The 16,534-nt window shown below is 67.1% G+C and carries 17 protein-coding genes; 10 read left to right on the top strand and 7 right to left on the bottom strand.

Annotated elements, in window-relative coordinates; genetic code table 11:
• The first annotated feature begins 9 nt into the window (after window positions 1–9).
• From ABIB28_RS00460 to rsmA, 3 genes are read left to right on the top strand one after another with little or no spacing between them, the layout of a single operon-like run.
• A complete protein-coding gene (locus ABIB28_RS00460) occupies window positions 10–1,413 on the top strand; it encodes a peptidylprolyl isomerase (protein WP_189674684.1) in 1,404 nt (467 codons plus the stop codon).
• Between the two features lie 16 nt (window positions 1,414–1,429).
• On the top strand, window positions 1,430–2,425 hold the full coding sequence (pdxA, locus tag ABIB28_RS00455) for a 4-hydroxythreonine-4-phosphate dehydrogenase PdxA (protein ID WP_322163858.1): 996 nt from the start codon (window positions 1,430–1,432) through the stop codon (window positions 2,423–2,425).
• Window positions 2,422–3,243, top strand: a complete 822-nt coding sequence (rsmA, locus tag ABIB28_RS00450) for a 16S rRNA (adenine(1518)-N(6)/adenine(1519)-N(6))-dimethyltransferase RsmA (RefSeq protein ID WP_354285548.1) — start codon at window positions 2,422–2,424, stop codon at window positions 3,241–3,243. The genes pdxA and rsmA overlap by 4 nt, the downstream gene beginning before the upstream one ends.
• Window positions 3,244–3,332: 89 nt before the next feature.
• Here the strand turns inward: rsmA and ABIB28_RS00445 are convergent, their stop codons facing one another.
• From ABIB28_RS00445 to guaB, 3 genes are all read right to left on the bottom strand, one after another.
• Window positions 3,333–3,839, bottom strand: coding sequence for a tetratricopeptide repeat protein (locus ABIB28_RS00445; RefSeq protein WP_354285546.1), 507 nt, complete (start codon window positions 3,837–3,839; stop codon window positions 3,333–3,335).
• A 34-nt stretch (window positions 3,840–3,873) separates the two neighbouring features.
• Window positions 3,874–5,046, bottom strand: coding sequence for an RsmB/NOP family class I SAM-dependent RNA methyltransferase (locus ABIB28_RS00440; RefSeq protein ID WP_354286308.1), 1,173 nt, complete (start codon window positions 5,044–5,046; stop codon window positions 3,874–3,876).
• A 142-nt stretch (window positions 5,047–5,188) separates the two neighbouring features.
• A complete protein-coding gene (gene guaB, locus ABIB28_RS00435; RefSeq protein ID WP_354285544.1) occupies window positions 5,189–6,646 on the bottom strand; it encodes an IMP dehydrogenase in 1,458 nt (485 codons plus the stop codon).
• A 598-nt stretch (window positions 6,647–7,244) separates the two neighbouring features.
• On the opposite strand from guaB, the gene ABIB28_RS00430 reads away from it, so the two are divergent.
• The 3 genes from ABIB28_RS00430 to ABIB28_RS00420 all read left to right on the top strand — a co-directional run bounded on the left by ABIB28_RS00430 (window position 7,245) and on the right by ABIB28_RS00420 (window position 9,232).
• Complete coding sequence (locus ABIB28_RS00430; RefSeq protein WP_189674679.1) at window positions 7,245–7,706, top strand: hypothetical protein; 462 nt, start codon at window positions 7,245–7,247, stop codon at window positions 7,704–7,706.
• Window positions 7,707–7,805: 99 nt separating this feature from the next.
• The gene (locus ABIB28_RS00425; protein ID WP_354285542.1) at window positions 7,806–8,786 is read left to right on the top strand and encodes an SPFH domain-containing protein; all 981 of its coding nucleotides are present in this window, start codon (window positions 7,806–7,808) and stop codon (window positions 8,784–8,786) included.
• A complete protein-coding gene (locus ABIB28_RS00420) occupies window positions 8,786–9,232 on the top strand; it encodes an NfeD family protein (protein WP_133191950.1) in 447 nt (148 codons plus the stop codon). The genes ABIB28_RS00425 and ABIB28_RS00420 overlap by 1 nt, the downstream gene beginning before the upstream one ends.
• 262 nt (window positions 9,233–9,494) lie before the next feature.
• Here the strand turns inward: ABIB28_RS00420 and ABIB28_RS00415 are convergent, their stop codons facing one another.
• From ABIB28_RS00415 to ABIB28_RS00400, 4 genes are all read right to left on the bottom strand, one after another.
• Entirely contained in the window at window positions 9,495–10,139 is a 645-nt protein-coding gene (locus tag ABIB28_RS00415; RefSeq protein ID WP_354285540.1) for a hypothetical protein, read from the bottom strand.
• A gap of 87 nt (window positions 10,140–10,226) precedes the next feature.
• Window positions 10,227–10,541, bottom strand: a complete 315-nt coding sequence (locus tag ABIB28_RS00410; protein ID WP_354285538.1) for a hypothetical protein — start codon at window positions 10,539–10,541, stop codon at window positions 10,227–10,229.
• Between the two features lie 41 nt (window positions 10,542–10,582).
• The gene (locus tag ABIB28_RS00405; protein ID WP_354285536.1) at window positions 10,583–11,035 is read right to left on the bottom strand and encodes a hypothetical protein; all 453 of its coding nucleotides are present in this window, start codon (window positions 11,033–11,035) and stop codon (window positions 10,583–10,585) included.
• Window positions 11,036–11,080: 45 nt separating this feature from the next.
• A complete protein-coding gene (locus ABIB28_RS00400; protein WP_189674675.1) occupies window positions 11,081–12,688 on the bottom strand; it encodes a phosphoenolpyruvate carboxykinase in 1,608 nt (535 codons plus the stop codon).
• 166 nt (window positions 12,689–12,854) lie between these two features.
• Here ABIB28_RS00400 and ABIB28_RS00395 point away from each other — a divergent pair, with 166 nt between their 5' ends.
• Genes ABIB28_RS00395 through rapZ form a run of 4 tightly spaced genes read left to right on the top strand, consistent with a single transcriptional unit; the run spans window position 12,855 to window position 16,528 of the window.
• On the top strand, window positions 12,855–13,562 hold the full coding sequence (locus ABIB28_RS00395; RefSeq protein WP_133188126.1) for a response regulator transcription factor: 708 nt from the start codon (window positions 12,855–12,857) through the stop codon (window positions 13,560–13,562).
• A gap of 16 nt (window positions 13,563–13,578) precedes the next feature.
• Window positions 13,579–15,147 (top strand): sensor histidine kinase, encoded by a 1,569-nt coding sequence (locus ABIB28_RS00390; RefSeq protein WP_354285533.1) that lies wholly within the window; start codon window positions 13,579–13,581, stop codon window positions 15,145–15,147.
• On the top strand, window positions 15,144–15,566 hold the full coding sequence (locus tag ABIB28_RS00385) for an HPr kinase/phosphorylase (RefSeq protein WP_354285531.1): 423 nt from the start codon (window positions 15,144–15,146) through the stop codon (window positions 15,564–15,566). Before ABIB28_RS00390 ends, ABIB28_RS00385 begins: the two co-directional genes overlap by 4 nt.
• Complete coding sequence (gene rapZ, locus ABIB28_RS00380) at window positions 15,563–16,528, top strand: RNase adapter RapZ (protein ID WP_354285529.1); 966 nt, start codon at window positions 15,563–15,565, stop codon at window positions 16,526–16,528. Before ABIB28_RS00385 ends, rapZ begins: the two co-directional genes overlap by 4 nt.
• Window positions 16,529–16,534: the final 6 nt, after the last annotated feature.

The following is a 16,534-nucleotide window of genomic DNA, read 5'->3' as shown; positions in this document are numbered from 1 at the left end:
TTTGATTACGTGAAGACTGATACAGCAAAGCCGACCCGACTGGGTCGCAGCTTCGGATTTGGCGCAGCGATCATCGCGCTGCTGGCCGCGAGCGGGGGCTCGATCGCGCAGACTGCGCCGGCGCCAGCGGGGCCCGAGGCGGCGGCATCCGACCAAGCCGGCGTGACCGCGCTCGATCTGCCCAAGAACCCAACGATCTTCGGCAAGGTCGATCCGACGATCCGCAAGCCGACCGCGATCGTCAACGGTGCTGTGATCACCGGGACCGATATCGACCAGCGCGTTGCGCTGTTGCTCGCTGCACGCGACCTCAAACTGTCGGCGCAGGAAATGGCGCAGTACAAGCTCGTCATCGTTCGCCAGCTGATCGACGAAACGCTCGAGATCCAGCAGGCAAAGAGTGCCGACGTCAAAATTGGTCCCGACGAGATCAACAAGAGCTACGACACGGTCGCCCGCAACTTCGGCAAGACGCCGACCGAAATGCGCGCGTATCTGCGGACGATCGGATCGGCCGACCGTTCGCTCAAGCGCCAGATCGAGGCTGAACTGTCGTGGAACCGCTATCTTCGCCGCAAAGTCGACGTCAACGTCGGTGACGAAGAGGTCAATGCGATCATCGACAAGATCAAAAAGCAGCAGGGCTCGACCGAATATCACGTTCGCGAAATCTATCTGAAGGCCGATGCCGACCGTGCGCCCGAGGTGTTCGCGCAAGCGCAGCAAATGATGCAGTCGATCCAGAAGCGCGACAAGGGCGAGGATACGTTCGGCTATTACGCCCGCCTGTCCGACGCCACGACGCGTGCGACCGGCGGCGATCTCGACTGGTTGAGCGAGCAGCAATTGTCGCAGCTTCCGGCGGCGCTGGTGGAGGCGATCAAGTCGATGACGCCCGAGCATCTCGCCGGGCCGATCGAGGTGCCGGGTGGTTTCTCAATCATCTATCTGGTCGATACGCGCAAGATCGGCGTCGCCGATCCGCTCGATGCGCGCCTGACGCTCAAGCAGGTCAGCGAGCGCTTCCCCGAGGGGATCACGCAGGAACAGGCCAACGCCCGCGTCGCCGAGTTCGCCAAGCTCAGCTCGACGATCAAGGGCTGCGGCGAGGTTGCCAAGGTTGCGGCAACGCTCGGCGCGGATGTGGTCGACAACGATTCGGTGCGGATCAAGGATTTGCCGGTCGCGCTGCGCGAGATCATGCTAAAGCTGCAGGTCGGCGAATCGACGCCGCCGTTCGGCTCGGCCAAGGATGGCATCCGTTCGCTCGTGTTGTGCGGTCGTGACGAAGCGGTTGCAAACATTCCGGGAATGGAACAAGTTCGCAGTACGATGGAAAATCAACGCGTTAACCTGCGTGCGAACCAGTTGCTCCGCGATTTGCGGCGTGACGCGATCGTTGAATATCGCTGACCTGGAGGATACCACGATGGTCGCGCCGCTCGCCATATCGATGGGGGATCCGGCGGGCATCGGCCCCGAGGTGATCGCAAAAGCGTGGGCGCGTCGCGTTGAAGCCGGCCTCCCGCCATTCTTCGCGACGGGCGACGCGCGAGCGATCGCAGCAGTGTGGGATGGTCCGGTCACGATCATCGCGCATCCCGAAGCGGCCAACCGAGTGTTCGAGACCGCGCTTCCCGTGCTGACGGTCGAGGATGGCGGTGAGATCGTGCCGGGCTCGCCCGATGTCGAGGGCGCGCGCTGTGCCTTGCGGGCGCTCGAGCTTGCCGCCGGGCTCGTCCGCTCGGGTGCCGCGCGGGCGCTCGTCACCGGGCCGGTGTCGAAGAGCCAGCTCTACCAGATCGGCTTCACTTATCCCGGCCAGACCGAGTTCGTCGCCGAACGCTGCGGCATTGCCGGCGAGAATGCGGTGATGATGCTGGCCGGCCCCGATCTGCGCGTCGTGCCAATCACGACGCACGTGCCGCTGGCCGCGGTGAGTGGGCTGTTGTCGATCGAGCTGATCGTCGCCAAGGGCCGTGCGACCGCGCGCGGCTTGGCGCGCAATTTCGGGATCCTCAACCCGCGCATCGCCTTTGCCGGGTTCAACCCACATGCCGGCGAGAGCGGCGCGATCGGGCGCGAGGAGATCGAGCTGATCGCGCCTGCGGTCGCGGCGCTGCGCGACGACGGGATCGACGCGATTGGCCCGTTCGCGGCCGACACGCTGTTCCACCCGCGGGCGCGTGCTGGCTATGACGCCGTGCTGTGCTGCTATCACGATCAGGCGCTCGTGCCGATCAAGACGTTGTATTTCGACGAGGGCGTCAACATCACGCTCGGCCTGCCGATCGTTCGGACGTCGCCCGATCACGGCACCGCCTTCGACATCGCCGGCAAGGACCGCGCCGAGCCCGGTGCGACGATCGCGGCGATCCGTCTCGCCGGTGAAGCCGCCGACCGCCGCGCTGCTGCCGACGCGTGACCAAGCCAGAACTGCCGCCGCTGCGCGAGGTGATCGCGCGCCATGGCCTCAACGCAAGCAAGGCGCTGGGGCAGAACTTTCTGCTCGACGCGCAACTGCTCGCGCGGATCGCACGCATTCCCGGCGACTTGACCGATGCCGAAGTGCTCGAGATCGGCCCGGGGCCGGGCGGGCTGACACGGGCGCTGCTCGGCGCGGGGGCCCGCGTGACGGCGATCGAGCGCGACCACCGCTGCATCCCCGCGCTCGCCGAACTGGGCGAGGCGTTTCCCGGTAAGCTGCGCGTGATCGAGGGCGATGCGCTCGAGATCGACGGCGCCGGCCTGTTCGAGGGCAAGCCGCATATCGCCTCCAACCTGCCCTATAACATCGGCACGGCGTTGCTGGTGCGCTGGCTGTCCGCCGACTGGGCGCCGTGGTGGGAGAGCCTGACGCTGATGTTCCAGCGCGAGGTTGCCGAACGGATCGTCGCGCCGACCGATGGCGAAGCGTATGGGCGACTGGCGGTGCTCGCGCAGTGGCGGAGCAAGGCGACGCTGGCGATGCCGGTGCATCGGTCGGCCTTCACCCCGCCGCCCAAGGTGATGTCGGCGGTGGTGCATATCGTGCCTGCTGAGGCGCCCGACGGCGTGCGCTTCGCGACGCTCGAGCGGCTGACGGCAGCGGCGTTCGGGCAGCGGCGCAAGATGCTGCGGCAGAGCTTGAAGGGTGTGCCGGGCGCGCTCGCGGCGCTCGACGCGGTCGGGATCGAGGCGACGCGGCGGGCGGAAACTGTGAGCGTTGCGGAGTTCGTCGCGCTAGCCAAGGCGCTTTCCTGACAGCGTTGCCCGGCGGAGGCCGGGGCCGCTCGGTGGGTCGGGCGGCGCTCTGCTACATCCAGCGGCCCGGCCTTCGCCGGGGCAACGGATCAGTCGGCTTTGGGGAGCGCTGCCGGTACCGTCGCGGCAGCCGTAACGATCGGTGGGCCCTTGGCGATCGATGCCGTCAGCACGGCGATTTCGGGGCACGCGCGCTTGGCGCAGACCAGCTTGACCTTCGCCAGATTCTCGCGCGCGCGGATGACCGCACCCTTGGCGACGAGCGCTTCGCCCTGCCCGCTCAACGCGGCGACATCGTTGGGATCGAGCGACAGCGCCTCGCGGTAGAGGCGGATCGCCTTGCCCGGCAGGCCGCGCGTCTTGGCGACTTCGGCGAGCCGCACGAACGCGTCACGGTTGCGCGGATCGACCGCGACCGCGCTCTCGAACAGATCGGTCGCCGCGTCGAGATTGCCCGCCGCCTGCTGCGCCTGCCCCTTGGCGAGCAGCGCCAGCGAGCGCGCATCGACCGCGTCCTCGGGCCGCTGACCCTGCACCGCGGTCGCGACGGTAACCAGCGTCAGCGCGGCAGCGACGGCGACGGACGTGTAACGCATGAGATACTCCAGCTTCGACACGCCAACAGGGCTATCACGGCGCGATGAGGCGCGCGACAAAAAAGCCGTCGGTGGCGTCATGCGCTGGCGTCAGGCGGACGCCGGGGCCATGCTTGCGCCCGACCGGGAGTTTGAGCGGCTGCGCCTTCCAGCCGGGGTTGGCGGTGAGGAAGTCGGCGACCTGCCCTGCCCCCTCCACGTCGAGCAGCGAGCAGACGATGTACACAAGCGCGCCGCCCGGCTTGACGAGGTTGGCGCCGACTTCGAGCACGTGCTTCTGCGTCTCGACCAGCCGCTCGATCCGGTCGGGCGTGAGCCGCCAGCGTGCCTCGGGGTTGCGGCGCCAGGTGCCGGTGCCCGAGCACGGCGCGTCGATCAGCACGCAATCGGCGCTGTGGAGCCAATCGTCGAGCATCTCGACCTCGCGGCCCGGATTGAGCAGGCGCGTCTCGATGATCCCCGAGCGTGCGCGTTCAGCGCGAGGGGCCATGCGCGAGAGGCGCATGCGATCGGTGTCGGTCGCGAGCACTTCGCCCTGCCCTTCCATCACCGCGGCGAGCGCGAGCGTCTTGCCGCCGGCTCCAGCACACAGGTCCACGATGCGCTGGCCGGGCTTGGCCTTGGCAGCGAGCGTGACGAACTGGCTGCCGGCGTCCTGCACCTCGATCGCGCCGTGATTGTAGGCGGGGAGGTTTTCGACCTGCGTGCCCGACGGGAGGCGCAGGCCGTCGGGCAGGCCGGCGATCGGCTCGGCGCCCTCGATGTCGATCTCCTCGACGATCATGCGGTTGATGCGCGTGTCGAGCGGGGCGCGGCTGATGAGCGCTTCGAACTCTTCATAGCCGAGGTCGGACGAATGCAGGCGGTCGATGATCCACGTCGGCGCGACGCCCGAGGGGGCGGCGGTCTCGTGCTTGCCGATCGGCGCGGGGCCGTGGCCGACGCCGTCGAAGGTCGCGGCGACCTCTGGGTCGGCTTCAGCGACGGCGAGCATCGCGGCTCGGCCCGAGGCTGGGCGCTCGCCGGCTGCGCGAATCGCTGCGTAGACGAGCTCGCGGACGGCGCGGCGGTCCTTGCTGCCGGCGTAGCGGCGCGTGCTGAAATAGCGCGCGATCAGCGTGTCGGCGGCGGCGCCGCTGTCTCGCGCGCCAGCGATGATCTGGTCGAGCAGCTCGATCGCGGCCTGGGTGCGGGCGGATGGGGTGATATCAAAATTCCAGTCGTCGTCATGCCGGACTTGATCCGGCATCCATGCGGTTTGCTCGCCTCATGCGCCACGTCTCGTCTCGGACGGCTCGCATGGACCCCGGATCAAGTTCGGGGTGACGAAATACGTCTTGCCCGCGCGCTCAGCGCGTGGGGTAGTTCGGGGCTTCGCGCGTGATGTCGACGTCGTGGACGTGGCTTTCCTTAAGGCCGGCACCGGTGATCTGGACGAAGCGGGCACGCGCCTGCAGGTCGTCGAGCGTCGCCGAACCCGTATAGCCCATCGCCGCGCGGATGCCGCCGACGAGCTGGTGGATCACGTCCTTTGCCGGGCCCTTGAAGGCGACCTGACCCTCGATCCCCTCGGGGACGAGCTTCATCTGGTCCTTGATGTCGCCTTGGAAATAGCGGTCGGCAGAGCCACGGCCCATCGCGCCGACCGAGCCCATGCCGCGATACGATTTGTACGCGCGGCCCTGGAACAGGAAGGTCTCGCCCGGCGCTTCCTCGGTGCCCGCGAGCAGCGAGCCGATCATGCACGCCGACGCGCCCGCCGCGAGCGCCTTGGCGAGATCGCCCGAGGTGCGCAGGCCCCCGTCAGCGATGACGGGCACGCCGTATTTCTGGCCGATCTCGGCGCAGTCCATCACGGCGGTGAGCTGCGGCACGCCGACGCCGGCGACGACGCGCGTGGTGCAGATCGAGCCCGGGCCGATGCCGACCTTGATGCCATCGGCGCCAGCGTCGATCAGCGCGCGGGTCGCCTCGGCGGTGGCGACGTTGCCGGCGATGACCTGGACCGAATTGCTGAGCTTCTTCACCCGCTCGACCGCGCGCGCGACGTCGCGATTGTGGCCGTGCGCGGTGTCGATCACCACCAGGTCGAGCTCGGCATCGACCAAAGCCTCGGTCCGCGCGAAGCCCTTGTCGCCGACCGTGGTCGCTGCCGCCACGCGCAGGCGGCCGGCATCGTCCTTGGTCGCGTTGGGATAGGTGACAGCCTTCTCGATATCCTTGACGGTGATCAGGCCGACGCAGCGATATTTGTCGTCGACGACGATCAGTTTCTCGATCCGGCGCTGGTGGAGCAGGCGGCGCGCCTCTTCCTTGCCGACACCGGTCGAGACGGTCGCGAGGTTCTCGTGCGTCATCAGTTCGGAGACGGGCTGTTGCGCGTTCTCGGCGAAGCGCGTGTCGCGGTTGGTGAGGATGCCGACGAGCGTGCCGTCGGCCTCGACCACCGGGATGCCGCTGATCTTGTGGCGCAGCATCAGCGCCTGCGCTTCGGCGAGCGTCGCGGACGGGGCGATCGTGATCGGGTTGACGACCATGCCGCTCTCGAAGCGCTTGACCGCACGGACCGCGGCGACTTGCTCGGGGACCTCCATGTTGCGGTGCAGCACGCCGATACCACCCAATTGCGCCATGACGATCGCCATGTCGGCCTCGGTCACGGTGTCCATCGCCGAGGAGAGGATCGGGATATCGAGCGAGATGCCGCGAGTGACGCGCGTCGCGGTGTTGGTCTGGCTGGGCACGATGTCCGATTCAGCCGGCACGAGCAGGACATCGTCGAAGGTGAGGCCGAGGCGAATGTCCATGAAGATGCCGTTTCCTGCTGCCCCGGGGAGGTCGGGTGGGTGCGAGTCGTGGCGGTCCATGTAAACAACGGCCGCGCGGGGCGCTAGGGGGCGGTTTGGGATGTGGCGGGCGGGGCGCTGCAGACGGGGGCGCGGTGGAAAGTCGCACGAGAGTCGCACCATCGCGGGTGGCTCACAAGCCCCTCCCCTGAAGGGAGGGGCAAGATGAAGAAGTTTAACGCTGTGCGACGAACGGTGTCTCGGTTGACTCGATTGACCCCAAGACGTGATGTTTCCTTTTCCGATCGTTTCCGTTCCTGCGCCAATACGGAATGCGGGTGACCTCCCCTTTCGTTCCGCCGCCCGGCGCAGGCCAAGCGAAACTGTCGCAAAGGCGCGAGGATGATAAGCCAGACCGTTCAAAGAGCAGGTAAGAACATAGCACGAACGTAGCTTGTAGGAAAGACTAAACGGAGCCTTCCGCGAGAACAGCCAACCAACGCAGCATAGCGGTTTGCGATCCGCGCCGCGTGGTGTCACTATCGCGCCATCAACTCCTGATACGAACAGTGTTCCCGCATCGATCGCGACCTGAATATTTCATATCCGAGGAAACGACATGAAAACGTTGGCGATCACGATGCTCCTCTTGCTCGTTCCCGCACCTTCTTCTGCGGCGGGATCATCCGCGGGCATGCCGAAACCAATTTTCAGTTGCGGGATCGGCACCAAGCGCGTGTCGGTCAACTTGGTGGGCAGTCAGCTGGTCTATCATTACGGCACGCAGCAAAAAGAGGAGATGTCGATCATCGGCGACCGGCAAAGCGGCAATGTCTTCTGGCTGACACAGCGGATGGCGGGGGTCGAATACCAGCTGCGTTTCAAGAGCGGTGCCTATAGTTACATCGTCTATACCGTCGAAGGAAATGCGATGTCTGGCGCGAGGCCTGCAGCGGGCCTTGTCGTCATGCAGGGCACAAAGACGATTTCGGACAAGAAATGCGCGAAATACGCCGAGTTCCAGCCGAACTTTGATTTCTCTTCGCTGCCGGAAGACTCTCGGGAGTATTCCGCGATGTAACCAGGGCTTGCATAGGAGCCCCCCCTACCCCCGCACCCCCAATCTGCTAAAACCCAACAATCGCGCCCGCCCCTTCCGCGGTCGCGCAAGGGGAACCCCATGGCACTCATCATCGCCGGCCTGCTCGTTATCCTCGTCCTGCTCTACCTCATGCTCGGCATGAAGGTCGTCCGCCAAGGCTATCAGTACACGATCGAACGCTTCGGCAAGTTCACCGCGGTCGCCAAGCCCGGGCTCACCTTCATCGTGCCGCTGTTCGACCGGGTCGGGCGCAAAGTTAACATGATGGAGCAAGTGCTCGACATTCCCGGCCAGGAGATCATCACCAAGGACAATGCGATGGTCGCGGTCGACGGCGTGGTGTTCTTCCAAGTGCTCGATGCGGCCAAGGCGGCGTATGAGGTGAGCGACCTGTATCTCGCGATCATACAGCTCGCGACGACCAATCTGCGCACCGTGATGGGATCGATGGACCTGGACGAGACGCTGTCGAAGCGCGACGAGATCAACACGCGGCTGCTGATGGTGGTCGATCATGCAACCGAGAGCTGGGGCGTCAAGATCACGCGCGTCGAGCTGAAGGACATCCGCCCGCCCGCCGACATCGTCAACGCGATGACGCGCCAGATGAAGGCCGAGCGCGAGAAGCGCGCGACCATTCTCGAGTCGGAAGCGGCCCGCCAGAATGCGATCAACCGCGCCGAGGGGCAAAAACAGTCGCAGATCCTCGAGGCCGAGGGGCGCCGCGAGTCGGCGTTCCGCGACGCCGAGGCGCGCGAGCGCGCGGCCGAGGCCGAGGCGGCGGCGACCAAGGCGGTCTCGGATGCGATCGAGGGCGGCAGCGTCCAGGCGATCAACTATTTCATCGCGCAGAAATATGTCGAGGCGATCGGCAAGTTCGCGACCTCGCCCAATGCCAAGACGATCCTCTTCCCGGTCGAGGCGACGCAGTTGATGGGGACGCTCGGCGGGATCGGCGAGCTGGCGCGCGAGGCGATCGTCGGGTCGCCGTCGGCCTCGCCGGTGGTCAAGCCGCGGCCGCGGCCGGGTCCATTCGAAGCGGAGGAGCCGGCGGCATGATGCTGTTCGGGGTCGTTTGGAGCCTCGGCGCGCTGTGGCTGGCGGCGGCGCTCGCGCTCGTCATCGCCGAGATGCTCGTGCCGGGGTTCTTCCTGGTGTTCCTCGGCGCGGGTGCGGTCGGGACCGGGCTGCTCGTGCTGATCGTGCCGGGGGTGCCGATCGTGCTGCAGGCGTTGGTCTTCGCCGGGCTGACCGCGGGCGCGGTGGCGATCGGGTGGCGCTGGTATCGCGGGCTCGACACGACGCGGGCCGACCCAGCGCTCAACGATCGCGCGGCGCGGTTGATCGGTCGGCGCGTGCTGGTGTGCGAGGCGATCGTCGATGGCGAGGGCCGCGTTACGGTGGGCGACGGGGCTTGGACCGCCATCGGGCCCGATGCGGCGGTTGGCGCCAGCGTGCGGATCGTCGGGGCGGATGGGAGCGTGTTGCGGGTCGAGCTGGGCTGAGCTGGCTTTGCTTGGTGCGATTTTCGGGCGCGCGAAGAAGAAGGATGGTTCGCGCGGAGGCGCGCGCGAGGGATCAGCGTTCCGCTCATCGATCGGTCGTGCCCGCGAGCGTGACACTCCCTCACCGCTTCGTCATCCCCGCGAATGCGGGGATCCCGCTCTTTCTGGCGCGCCGAGTAGAAGCGGGGCCCTCGCTTTCGCGAGGGTGACGGAGGAGGAATGATTAACGGTGCTTTCGCCAGCAGGGCGACGCCGCGGGGCGCTACCGCCCGGCGTTGACGCGCTCGATCGTCGGGCGGTCGAACGCCTGGTCCTTGTAACGCCCATTGGCGTCGACCCAGTGCAGGAAGAGATGCGCCGACCAGGCATTGGGGTTGGGCTCGAGCCGGCCGTGGCGGTGGTGGACGCCCTGATAGAGCACGCCGTCGCCCGGCTGCATCGCGATCGATCCGAACGCGGTCTCGCCGAAATCCGCGCGCACCACCGGCTGCGGGACGGGATCGGCGACGGTCGCGACCGACAGCGGCCAGGGCGTTTCGTCGCCATAGGCGATCGTCAGCGAGACGCTGTGCTCGCACGCCTGGCGATCGGTGTGGATGCGGCACACGTCGCCGTGCTGATAGAGCCGGAAATAGGCGTAGGTCGGGAGCAACGCGCAGCCGGTTGCCTGCGCGATCCGCGGGGTTAGCCCCCACAGGAAGGTCAGCATCGGCGGATATTGCAGCGCGTAGATCTCGATCGCGTCCTTGGTCAGCAACGGCCCGCGCGCGGTGAAGCGACGCATCGAGGCGTTGGTGAGCCCCAGATCCTGGCGCATCCGATCGTAGAACGCGTTGAGCACCGCCGGCGGGAACAGGCCGGGGAGCGCGGCATAGCCGTTCGCGCGATACTCGTCGGTTTCGTTCATCTCCAAGCGCTTAGCCAATCGCGCGCGGCGATTGAAGCGCAAAGCGGATCGGTCGCGCGGCGGCGCGACGCGACCGATCCGAAAGGCTCATTTCTTTCCGAAGAAACCCTCGGCCAGGCCACCGAGCTGGCCGAGCACCCCGCTTTGCCCGGCGAGCTGGCTCGCAAAACCGGCAAGCGCGCCCTCCCCGCCGAGATGCGCGAGGATCTGTTGGAGCGTGTCGGTCGGCAGGCCGGTGGTCTCGGCTGCGGTCGCGACGGTGTCGCCGGGTGCGGCATGCGCCTGGCCGAGCGCGGCGACCGCCGATTCGATCTGCTCGGGGGTCAGGCCGATCTTCTCGGCGAGGTTCTTCACGTCGACGTTTTGGGTGACTTGGCCGAGCAGGCCGTCGAGCATTCCCATGCGTGCATCCTTGATCGTCAATTTGCGAGACGCCGAGCGTATCACGCCACGGGCAGCGGCGCGAGATCGGGCGTGACGAAAGCGCGCCGCGCCGCGACGGAGAAGAGCCGCGCGCGGCTGTAGAAGCGCAGCGGCCAATCGCGCTGCCCCGCGGGGCTGGCGAGCAGCGCATCGACGCTGGCGACGAGCGGTTCGGCCGGGTCGCGTGTGGCGAGATGCGCGCGGATGCCGGCGAGATAGGCGCGCGTGATCGTGTCGTGATAGCCCTGGCTGTCGTCATTCACCCCGCCGACGGCGACGTTGTAGCGCGAGATGATCGTCGCGATCTGCGCGTCCAGGTCGATGTCGCGCCGGTCGCGGGCGAGCCAGAGCGTTGCGGCGAGATGCGCCTCGTGCGTCCAGTCGGGGCGCGGCAGGCTGCGGTCGAGCAGCCCCTCCCCCACGCGCCGGATCGCGGCGTCATCGGGAAAGGGGCGGAAGGGCAAGTCGGTCATCGGATCGGGCTCCAATGCGGTGCCCGATCCGGAGACGCGGGCAGGTCAGGCGGCGGCGGCGACTTTGGGCGCGGATTGTCGCACGCCTTCGTCGACATGCTCGGCGAATTGCGCGAAGTTTTCCACGAACAGATCGACGAGCCTTGCCGCCGTGGCGTCATAGGCCGCCTTGTCGGCCCAGGTCGCGCGCGGATCGAGGATCGCGCTGTCGACGCCGGGCACGGCGACCGGCACCTTGAAGCCGAAGTTCGGATCGGTGCGGAACTCGGCGTCGTTGAGCGAACCATCGAGCGCTGCATTGAGCAAGGCGCGCGTCGCCTTGATCGGCATGCGGCTGCCGATGCCATATTTGCCGCCGGTCCAGCCGGTGTTGACCAGCCAGCAATCGACCCCGCCCTTGGCGATCCGGCTTTTCAGCAAATTGCCATAGACCGAGGGGTGCCGCGCCATGAACGGCGCGCCGAAGCAGGTCGAGAAGGTCGCGTCGGGCTCGGTCACGCCGATCTCGGTGCCGGCGACGCGCGCGGTGTAGCCTGAGAGGAAGTGGTACATCGCCTGTTCCGGGGTGAGCTTGGCGATCGGGGGCAAGATGCCGTAGGCGTCGGCGGTCAGCATCACGATGTTGCGCGGAACCGGCCCCATGTTCTTTTCGGACGCATTGGGGATGAAGTCGATCGGGTACGCGCCGCGGCTGTTCTCGGCGAGGCTGGCATCGTCCAAGTCGAGCTGGCGCGTCACCGGATCCATCACGACGTTTTCGAGGATCGTGCCGAAGCGCTTGGTCGTCGCGAAGATCTCGGGCTCGGCATCGGCCGAGAGGCGGATCATCTTGGCGTAGCAGCCGCCCTCGAAATTGAAGACCGCGGTGTCGGACCAGCCATGCTCGTCATCGCCGATCAGCGTGCGGCTGGCATCGGCGCTGAGCGTCGTCTTGCCGGTGCCCGACAGGCCGAAGAACACCGCCGTGTCGCCGTCGGGGCCCATGTTGGCCGAGCAGTGCATCGGCATCACGCCCGTTGGCGGGAGGAGATAGTTGAGCAGGCTGAACACCGACTTCTTCATTTCGCCGGCGTAGCGCGTGCCGCCGATCAGGATGAGCTTGTCGGTGAAATTGACCGCGATCACGGTCTCGCTGCGGCAGCCGTGGCGCTCGGGCGAAGCGCGGAAGCTCGGCAAGTCGATGATCGTATAGTCGGGGACGAAGCCGCGCAGCTCGCTCTCCTCGGGGCGGACGAGCATCGTGCGGATGAAGCTGTTGTGCCAGGCGAGCTCGTTGATCACGCGGACCTGGACGCGGTGCTCGGGCTGCGAGCCGCCGAACAGATCCTGGACGAACAGATCTTCCTTGTCCCGCAGCGCAGACAGGAAATCGGCCTTGAGGACAGCGAAATGCTCGGGCGACATCGCTTTGTTGCTCTTGCCCCACCACACCGTGCTCTCGGTTTCGGCGTCGCGGACGATGAACTTGTCCTGCGCCGAGCGGCCGGTATGCGCGCCGGTTTCGACCACCAGCGGGCCGTCGGCGGACAATTTGCCCTCCCCGCGGGCGATCGCCGACTGGATCAGCCGGGCGGTGACGAGATTCCAGTGCAGATTTGCGCGGGTTTCGATGCCCTGCGATTCAAGGCCGGCGGTGGGTATGCGATCGCTCACTGGGGTTTCTCCTACTGTCCCGTGCGGGTCATTTCGACCTCGCGGTGTTCCGGTCGCGCATATCGAGGCGGGGCGTGCCGGTCAAATCGGTCCGTTCAGCTTCCATTGAGGCTGGGCGGCTAATGGATTAAGCCGCCTGCGAAATGATGAAGGAATGCCCCCGCCGATGACGGCAACGATCGCGCTGGTCGATGACGACCGCAACATCCTCACATCGGTATCGATCGCGTTGCAGGCCGAAGGCTTTGTCACGCGGCTCTATTCCGATGGCGAGACCGCGCTGAAGGCGCTGATCGACAATCCGCCCGACATCGCGATCCTCGACATCAAGATGCCGCGGATGGACGGGCTCGAACTGCTCCGCCGGCTGCGCGAGAAGAGCATGATCCCGGTGATCTTCCTGACCTCGAAGGATGACGAACTCGACGAGGCGCTGGGCCTGGCGATGGGCGCCGACGATTATATCGCCAAGCCCTTCTCGCAGCGGCTGCTGATCGCACGGATCCGTGCGATCCTGCGGCGGACCGAGGTCTCGACGAGCGGCTCGGCGGGCGAGGAGGCGAGCGCGGAGACGTCGCTCACGCGTGGGCGGCTCGCGATGGATACCGCGCGGCACCGCGTCACCTGGGGCGGCGAAAACGTCGTGCTGACGGTGACCGAGTTCCTGATCCTCGAAACGCTCGCGCAGCGGCCCGGCATCGTCAAGACACGCAACCAGTTGATGGATGCCGCCTATCATGACGACATCTATGTCGACGACCGGACGATCGACAGCCATATCAAGCGCGTCCGGCGGAAATTCCGCCAGGTCGATCCCGAATTCGACGCGATCGAGACGCTGTATGGAGCGGGCTATCGTTTCTCGGAGGACTGACCCCGCGGCGGCGGCGATGCTCGTGCTCGATCCGAGCGACGAGGATGCGCGCGCGCTGTCGTTGCGCTGGTCGGCGCGCGTCTCGCTCACGCCGCGCATCCTGTTCGTCAACGTCTTCGCGCTGGCGATGCTCGCGGGCGGGTTCTTCTATCTCGATTCGTATCGCAGCCGGATCGTCGACGGGCGCGTCACGCAATCGATCCGCGAGGCGCGGCTGATCGCCGAGGCGGTGGTCGCGGTGCCGACCGCGCAGCGCCCCGATCTTTCGGTCAAGCTGGCGCGCGACATGGGGAGCTGGATCCGCATCTACGATGCCGACGCCAAGCTGATCATCGACACGCGCGCGCTGGGCCTGCGCAATTTCGTGCTGCAGGACCCCGACAAGCAGGCCTGGACCCAGGGCGCGGCGCGCTTCCTCGACGCCGGGATCGACACCGTCGTCGGCACGCCGCGCGCGCCGCTGTATCGCGAGCGCAGCAACGGGCTCGCCTGGCCCGACGTGCGCACCGTGCGATCGGCGCCGACCGTCGCGGCGACGGTATGGCGTGCCCCCGATCGCACCCCCGTGATCACCGCCGCCTCGCCGATGCCCGGCGGCAGCGTGGTGATGACGACTTTCAATGCGCGCGACATCACGCAGACGGTGCGCGTCGAGCGCTTCCGCCTCAGCATCGTGCTGTTCGTCGTCGCGATCGTCTCGGTGCTGCTGTCGCTGTTCCTCGCGCGCACGATCGTGCGGCCGCTGCGGCGGCTCGCCTGGTCGGCGGTGCGCGTCCGGCTCGGGCGGGCGCGCGAGGTGGTTGTGCCGCGGCTGCCCGAGCGGCGCGACGAAATCGGGATGCTCGCGCGCGCGCTGTCGGACATGAGCCTCGCACTTCGCGCGCGGATCGACGCGATCGAGGCGTTTGCCGCCGATGTGACGCACGAGATGAAGAACCCGCTCGCGTCGCTGCGCTCGGCGGTCGAGGGGCTGGCGTTGGTCAAGGATCCGGCGCTGCAGGAGCGCTTGCTCGCGATCGTGCGCGACGATGTCCACCGGCTCGACCGGCTGATCACCGATATTGCCGAGGCATCGCGGCTCGACGCGCAGCTCAGCCGCGCGAAGTTCGAGCCAGTCGATCTCGGCGCGATGATCGCGGCGCTGATCGGCAGCCGTGAGGCGCGCGGCGTCGAACGCGGCATCCGGCTGGAGTTCGACCGACGGCAAGCCGAGTCGCTCGTCGTGCTGGGCGAAGGCGCGCGGCTCGAGCGGGTGCTCGAAAATGTCATCGAGAATGCGATTTCCTTCTCGCCCGATGGCGGGCTGATCCGGATCGTCGCGCGCCACGAGCCCGACGGCGTGTTCGTCGCGATCGAGGACGAAGGTCCCGGCGTTCCCGAGGAAGCGCGCGAGCAGGTGTTCCAGCGCTTCCAGTCGCTGCGCCCGGCGGGCGAGGCGTTCGGCAAGCATTCAGGCCTCGGCCTCGCGATCGCGCGGACGATCGTCGACGCGCATCAGGGCAGCATCGTCGCGACCGAACGCACCAACCGCGCCGCGGGCGCGCGCTTCGTCATTCGCCTGCCCGCCGCGGAAACCGCCGGATGAGCCTGCGCATCCATGCGACGACGATCGCGATCGGGGAGCTCGGCGTGATGCTGATCGGCCCGTCGGGGAGCGGCAAGTCGGACCTTGCGCTGCGGCTGATCGATCGCGGGGCACGTCTCGTCAGCGACGACTATACCGCGGTCCGCGCGGTCGCAGGCGGGCTCCGCGCGACGGCACCCGACACGATCGCCGGGAAGATCGAGGTGCGCGGGATCGGGATTCGGGCTATGCCGTATATCGACGAGATTGCGGTCGCGCTCGTTATACGGCTTGGAGGTGCGGTCGCGCGGATGCCCGAGCCGAACGAGTCGACCGTCATCGCTGGCGTCGCAGTGTCCGTGGTCGCGCTCGATGCTTTCGCGGCTTCGGCACCGATCAAGGTGGAATTGGCGCTCCGCGACGTTAGAGAGACGCTATGAAACGCGATCCCAAGGATATCCTGCTCGTTACCGGCATGTCGGGCGCGGGGAAATCGACCGTGTTGCGCACGCTCGAGGATCTCGGCTGGGAAGTGGTCGACAATCTCCCGCTGCTGCTGCTCGATCGCTTGCTCAATGCGCCGTTGCCCGAGGGGTTCGAGCGTTCGGCACAGCCGCTCGCGCTCGGCATCGGCGCGCGGACGCGCGATTTCGATCCCGAGCGGATCGTCGAGCGAATCAAGCAGCTGCGCGAAGTCCATGGCTATGACATCGGCACGCTGTTCCTCGATTGTGCGGGGAACGAGCTCGAGCGGCGCTATTCCGAGACGCGGCGGCGGCACCCGCTCGCGCTCGACCGGCCGGCGTCGGACGGCATCGCGCGCGAACGCGAATTGCTATCCCCCTTGCGCGGCTGGGCGAACCGGCTGATCGACACGACGAGCCTCACCGCCAACGAACTCGCGCAGCAGGTGCGCGCGACGTTTTCGGGCGAGCAGCTCGGCGAACGGCTGGGTGAGCCTACGCTTTCGGTGATGTCGTTCGGCTTTGCGCGCGGGTTGCCGCGGACGGCTGACCTCGTTTTCGACATGCGCTTCCTGCGAAATCCACATTGGGTGCCCGAGCTGCGCCCGGGGACCGGGCTCGATGCCGACGTCTCGGCCTATATCGCGCAGGACCCGGCGTATGACGCCGCGCTCGCGCAGATCGAGGCGCTGCTGCTGCTGCTGCTCCCGCGCTACCGCGCCGAGGGAAAATCGTATGTTACGATCGCCTTGGGCTGTACCGGAGGGAGACATCGCTCGGTCCATGTCGCGCAGCGGATCGCCGCGCGGTTGCGCGCCGAGGGATTTTCGCCCACGGTCGCGCACCGCGATCTCGCCGCTGCCCCGCAAGACTCACTTGAGGGCGTGCGCGACGGGACGCCCGATGAGATTAGGGACGATGGGGCGCGTGTTGCATGAAGTGGG

This window comes from Sphingomonas sp. UYEF23, assembly GCF_040546165.1.
In the GTDB taxonomy this organism is placed as follows: domain Bacteria; phylum Pseudomonadota; class Alphaproteobacteria; order Sphingomonadales; family Sphingomonadaceae; genus Sphingomonas; species Sphingomonas glacialis.
The sequence above is the reverse complement of the archived record's forward strand: the minus strand, read 5'-3'. Positions and strand labels throughout refer to the sequence as shown.

Excerpts from the sequence above, each read along its gene's own strand:
- pdxA (WP_322163858.1), top strand. The coding sequence starts at position 1,430 with ATGGTCGCGCCGCTCGCCATATCGATGGGGGATCCGGCGGGCATCGGC.
- ABIB28_RS00445 (WP_354285546.1), bottom strand. The coding sequence starts at position 3,839 with ATGCGTTACACGTCCGTCGCCGTCGCTGCCGCGCTGACGCTGGTTACC.
- guaB (WP_354285544.1), bottom strand. The coding sequence starts at position 6,646 with ATGGACATTCGCCTCGGCCTCACCTTCGACGATGTCCTGCTCGTGCCG.
- ABIB28_RS00430 (WP_189674679.1), top strand. The coding sequence starts at position 7,245 with ATGAAAACGTTGGCGATCACGATGCTCCTCTTGCTCGTTCCCGCACCT.
- ABIB28_RS00425 (WP_354285542.1), top strand. The coding sequence starts at position 7,806 with ATGGCACTCATCATCGCCGGCCTGCTCGTTATCCTCGTCCTGCTCTAC.
- ABIB28_RS00420 (WP_133191950.1), top strand. The coding sequence starts at position 8,786 with ATGCTGTTCGGGGTCGTTTGGAGCCTCGGCGCGCTGTGGCTGGCGGCG.
- ABIB28_RS00415 (WP_354285540.1), bottom strand. The coding sequence starts at position 10,139 with ATGAACGAAACCGACGAGTATCGCGCGAACGGCTATGCCGCGCTCCCC.
- ABIB28_RS00410 (WP_354285538.1), bottom strand. The coding sequence starts at position 10,541 with ATGGGAATGCTCGACGGCCTGCTCGGCCAAGTCACCCAAAACGTCGAC.
- ABIB28_RS00405 (WP_354285536.1), bottom strand. The coding sequence starts at position 11,035 with ATGACCGACTTGCCCTTCCGCCCCTTTCCCGATGACGCCGCGATCCGG.
- ABIB28_RS00395 (WP_133188126.1), top strand. The coding sequence starts at position 12,855 with ATGACGGCAACGATCGCGCTGGTCGATGACGACCGCAACATCCTCACA.
- ABIB28_RS00390 (WP_354285533.1), top strand. The coding sequence starts at position 13,579 with ATGCTCGTGCTCGATCCGAGCGACGAGGATGCGCGCGCGCTGTCGTTG.
- ABIB28_RS00385 (WP_354285531.1), top strand. The coding sequence starts at position 15,144 with ATGAGCCTGCGCATCCATGCGACGACGATCGCGATCGGGGAGCTCGGC.
- rapZ (WP_354285529.1), top strand. The coding sequence starts at position 15,563 with ATGAAACGCGATCCCAAGGATATCCTGCTCGTTACCGGCATGTCGGGC.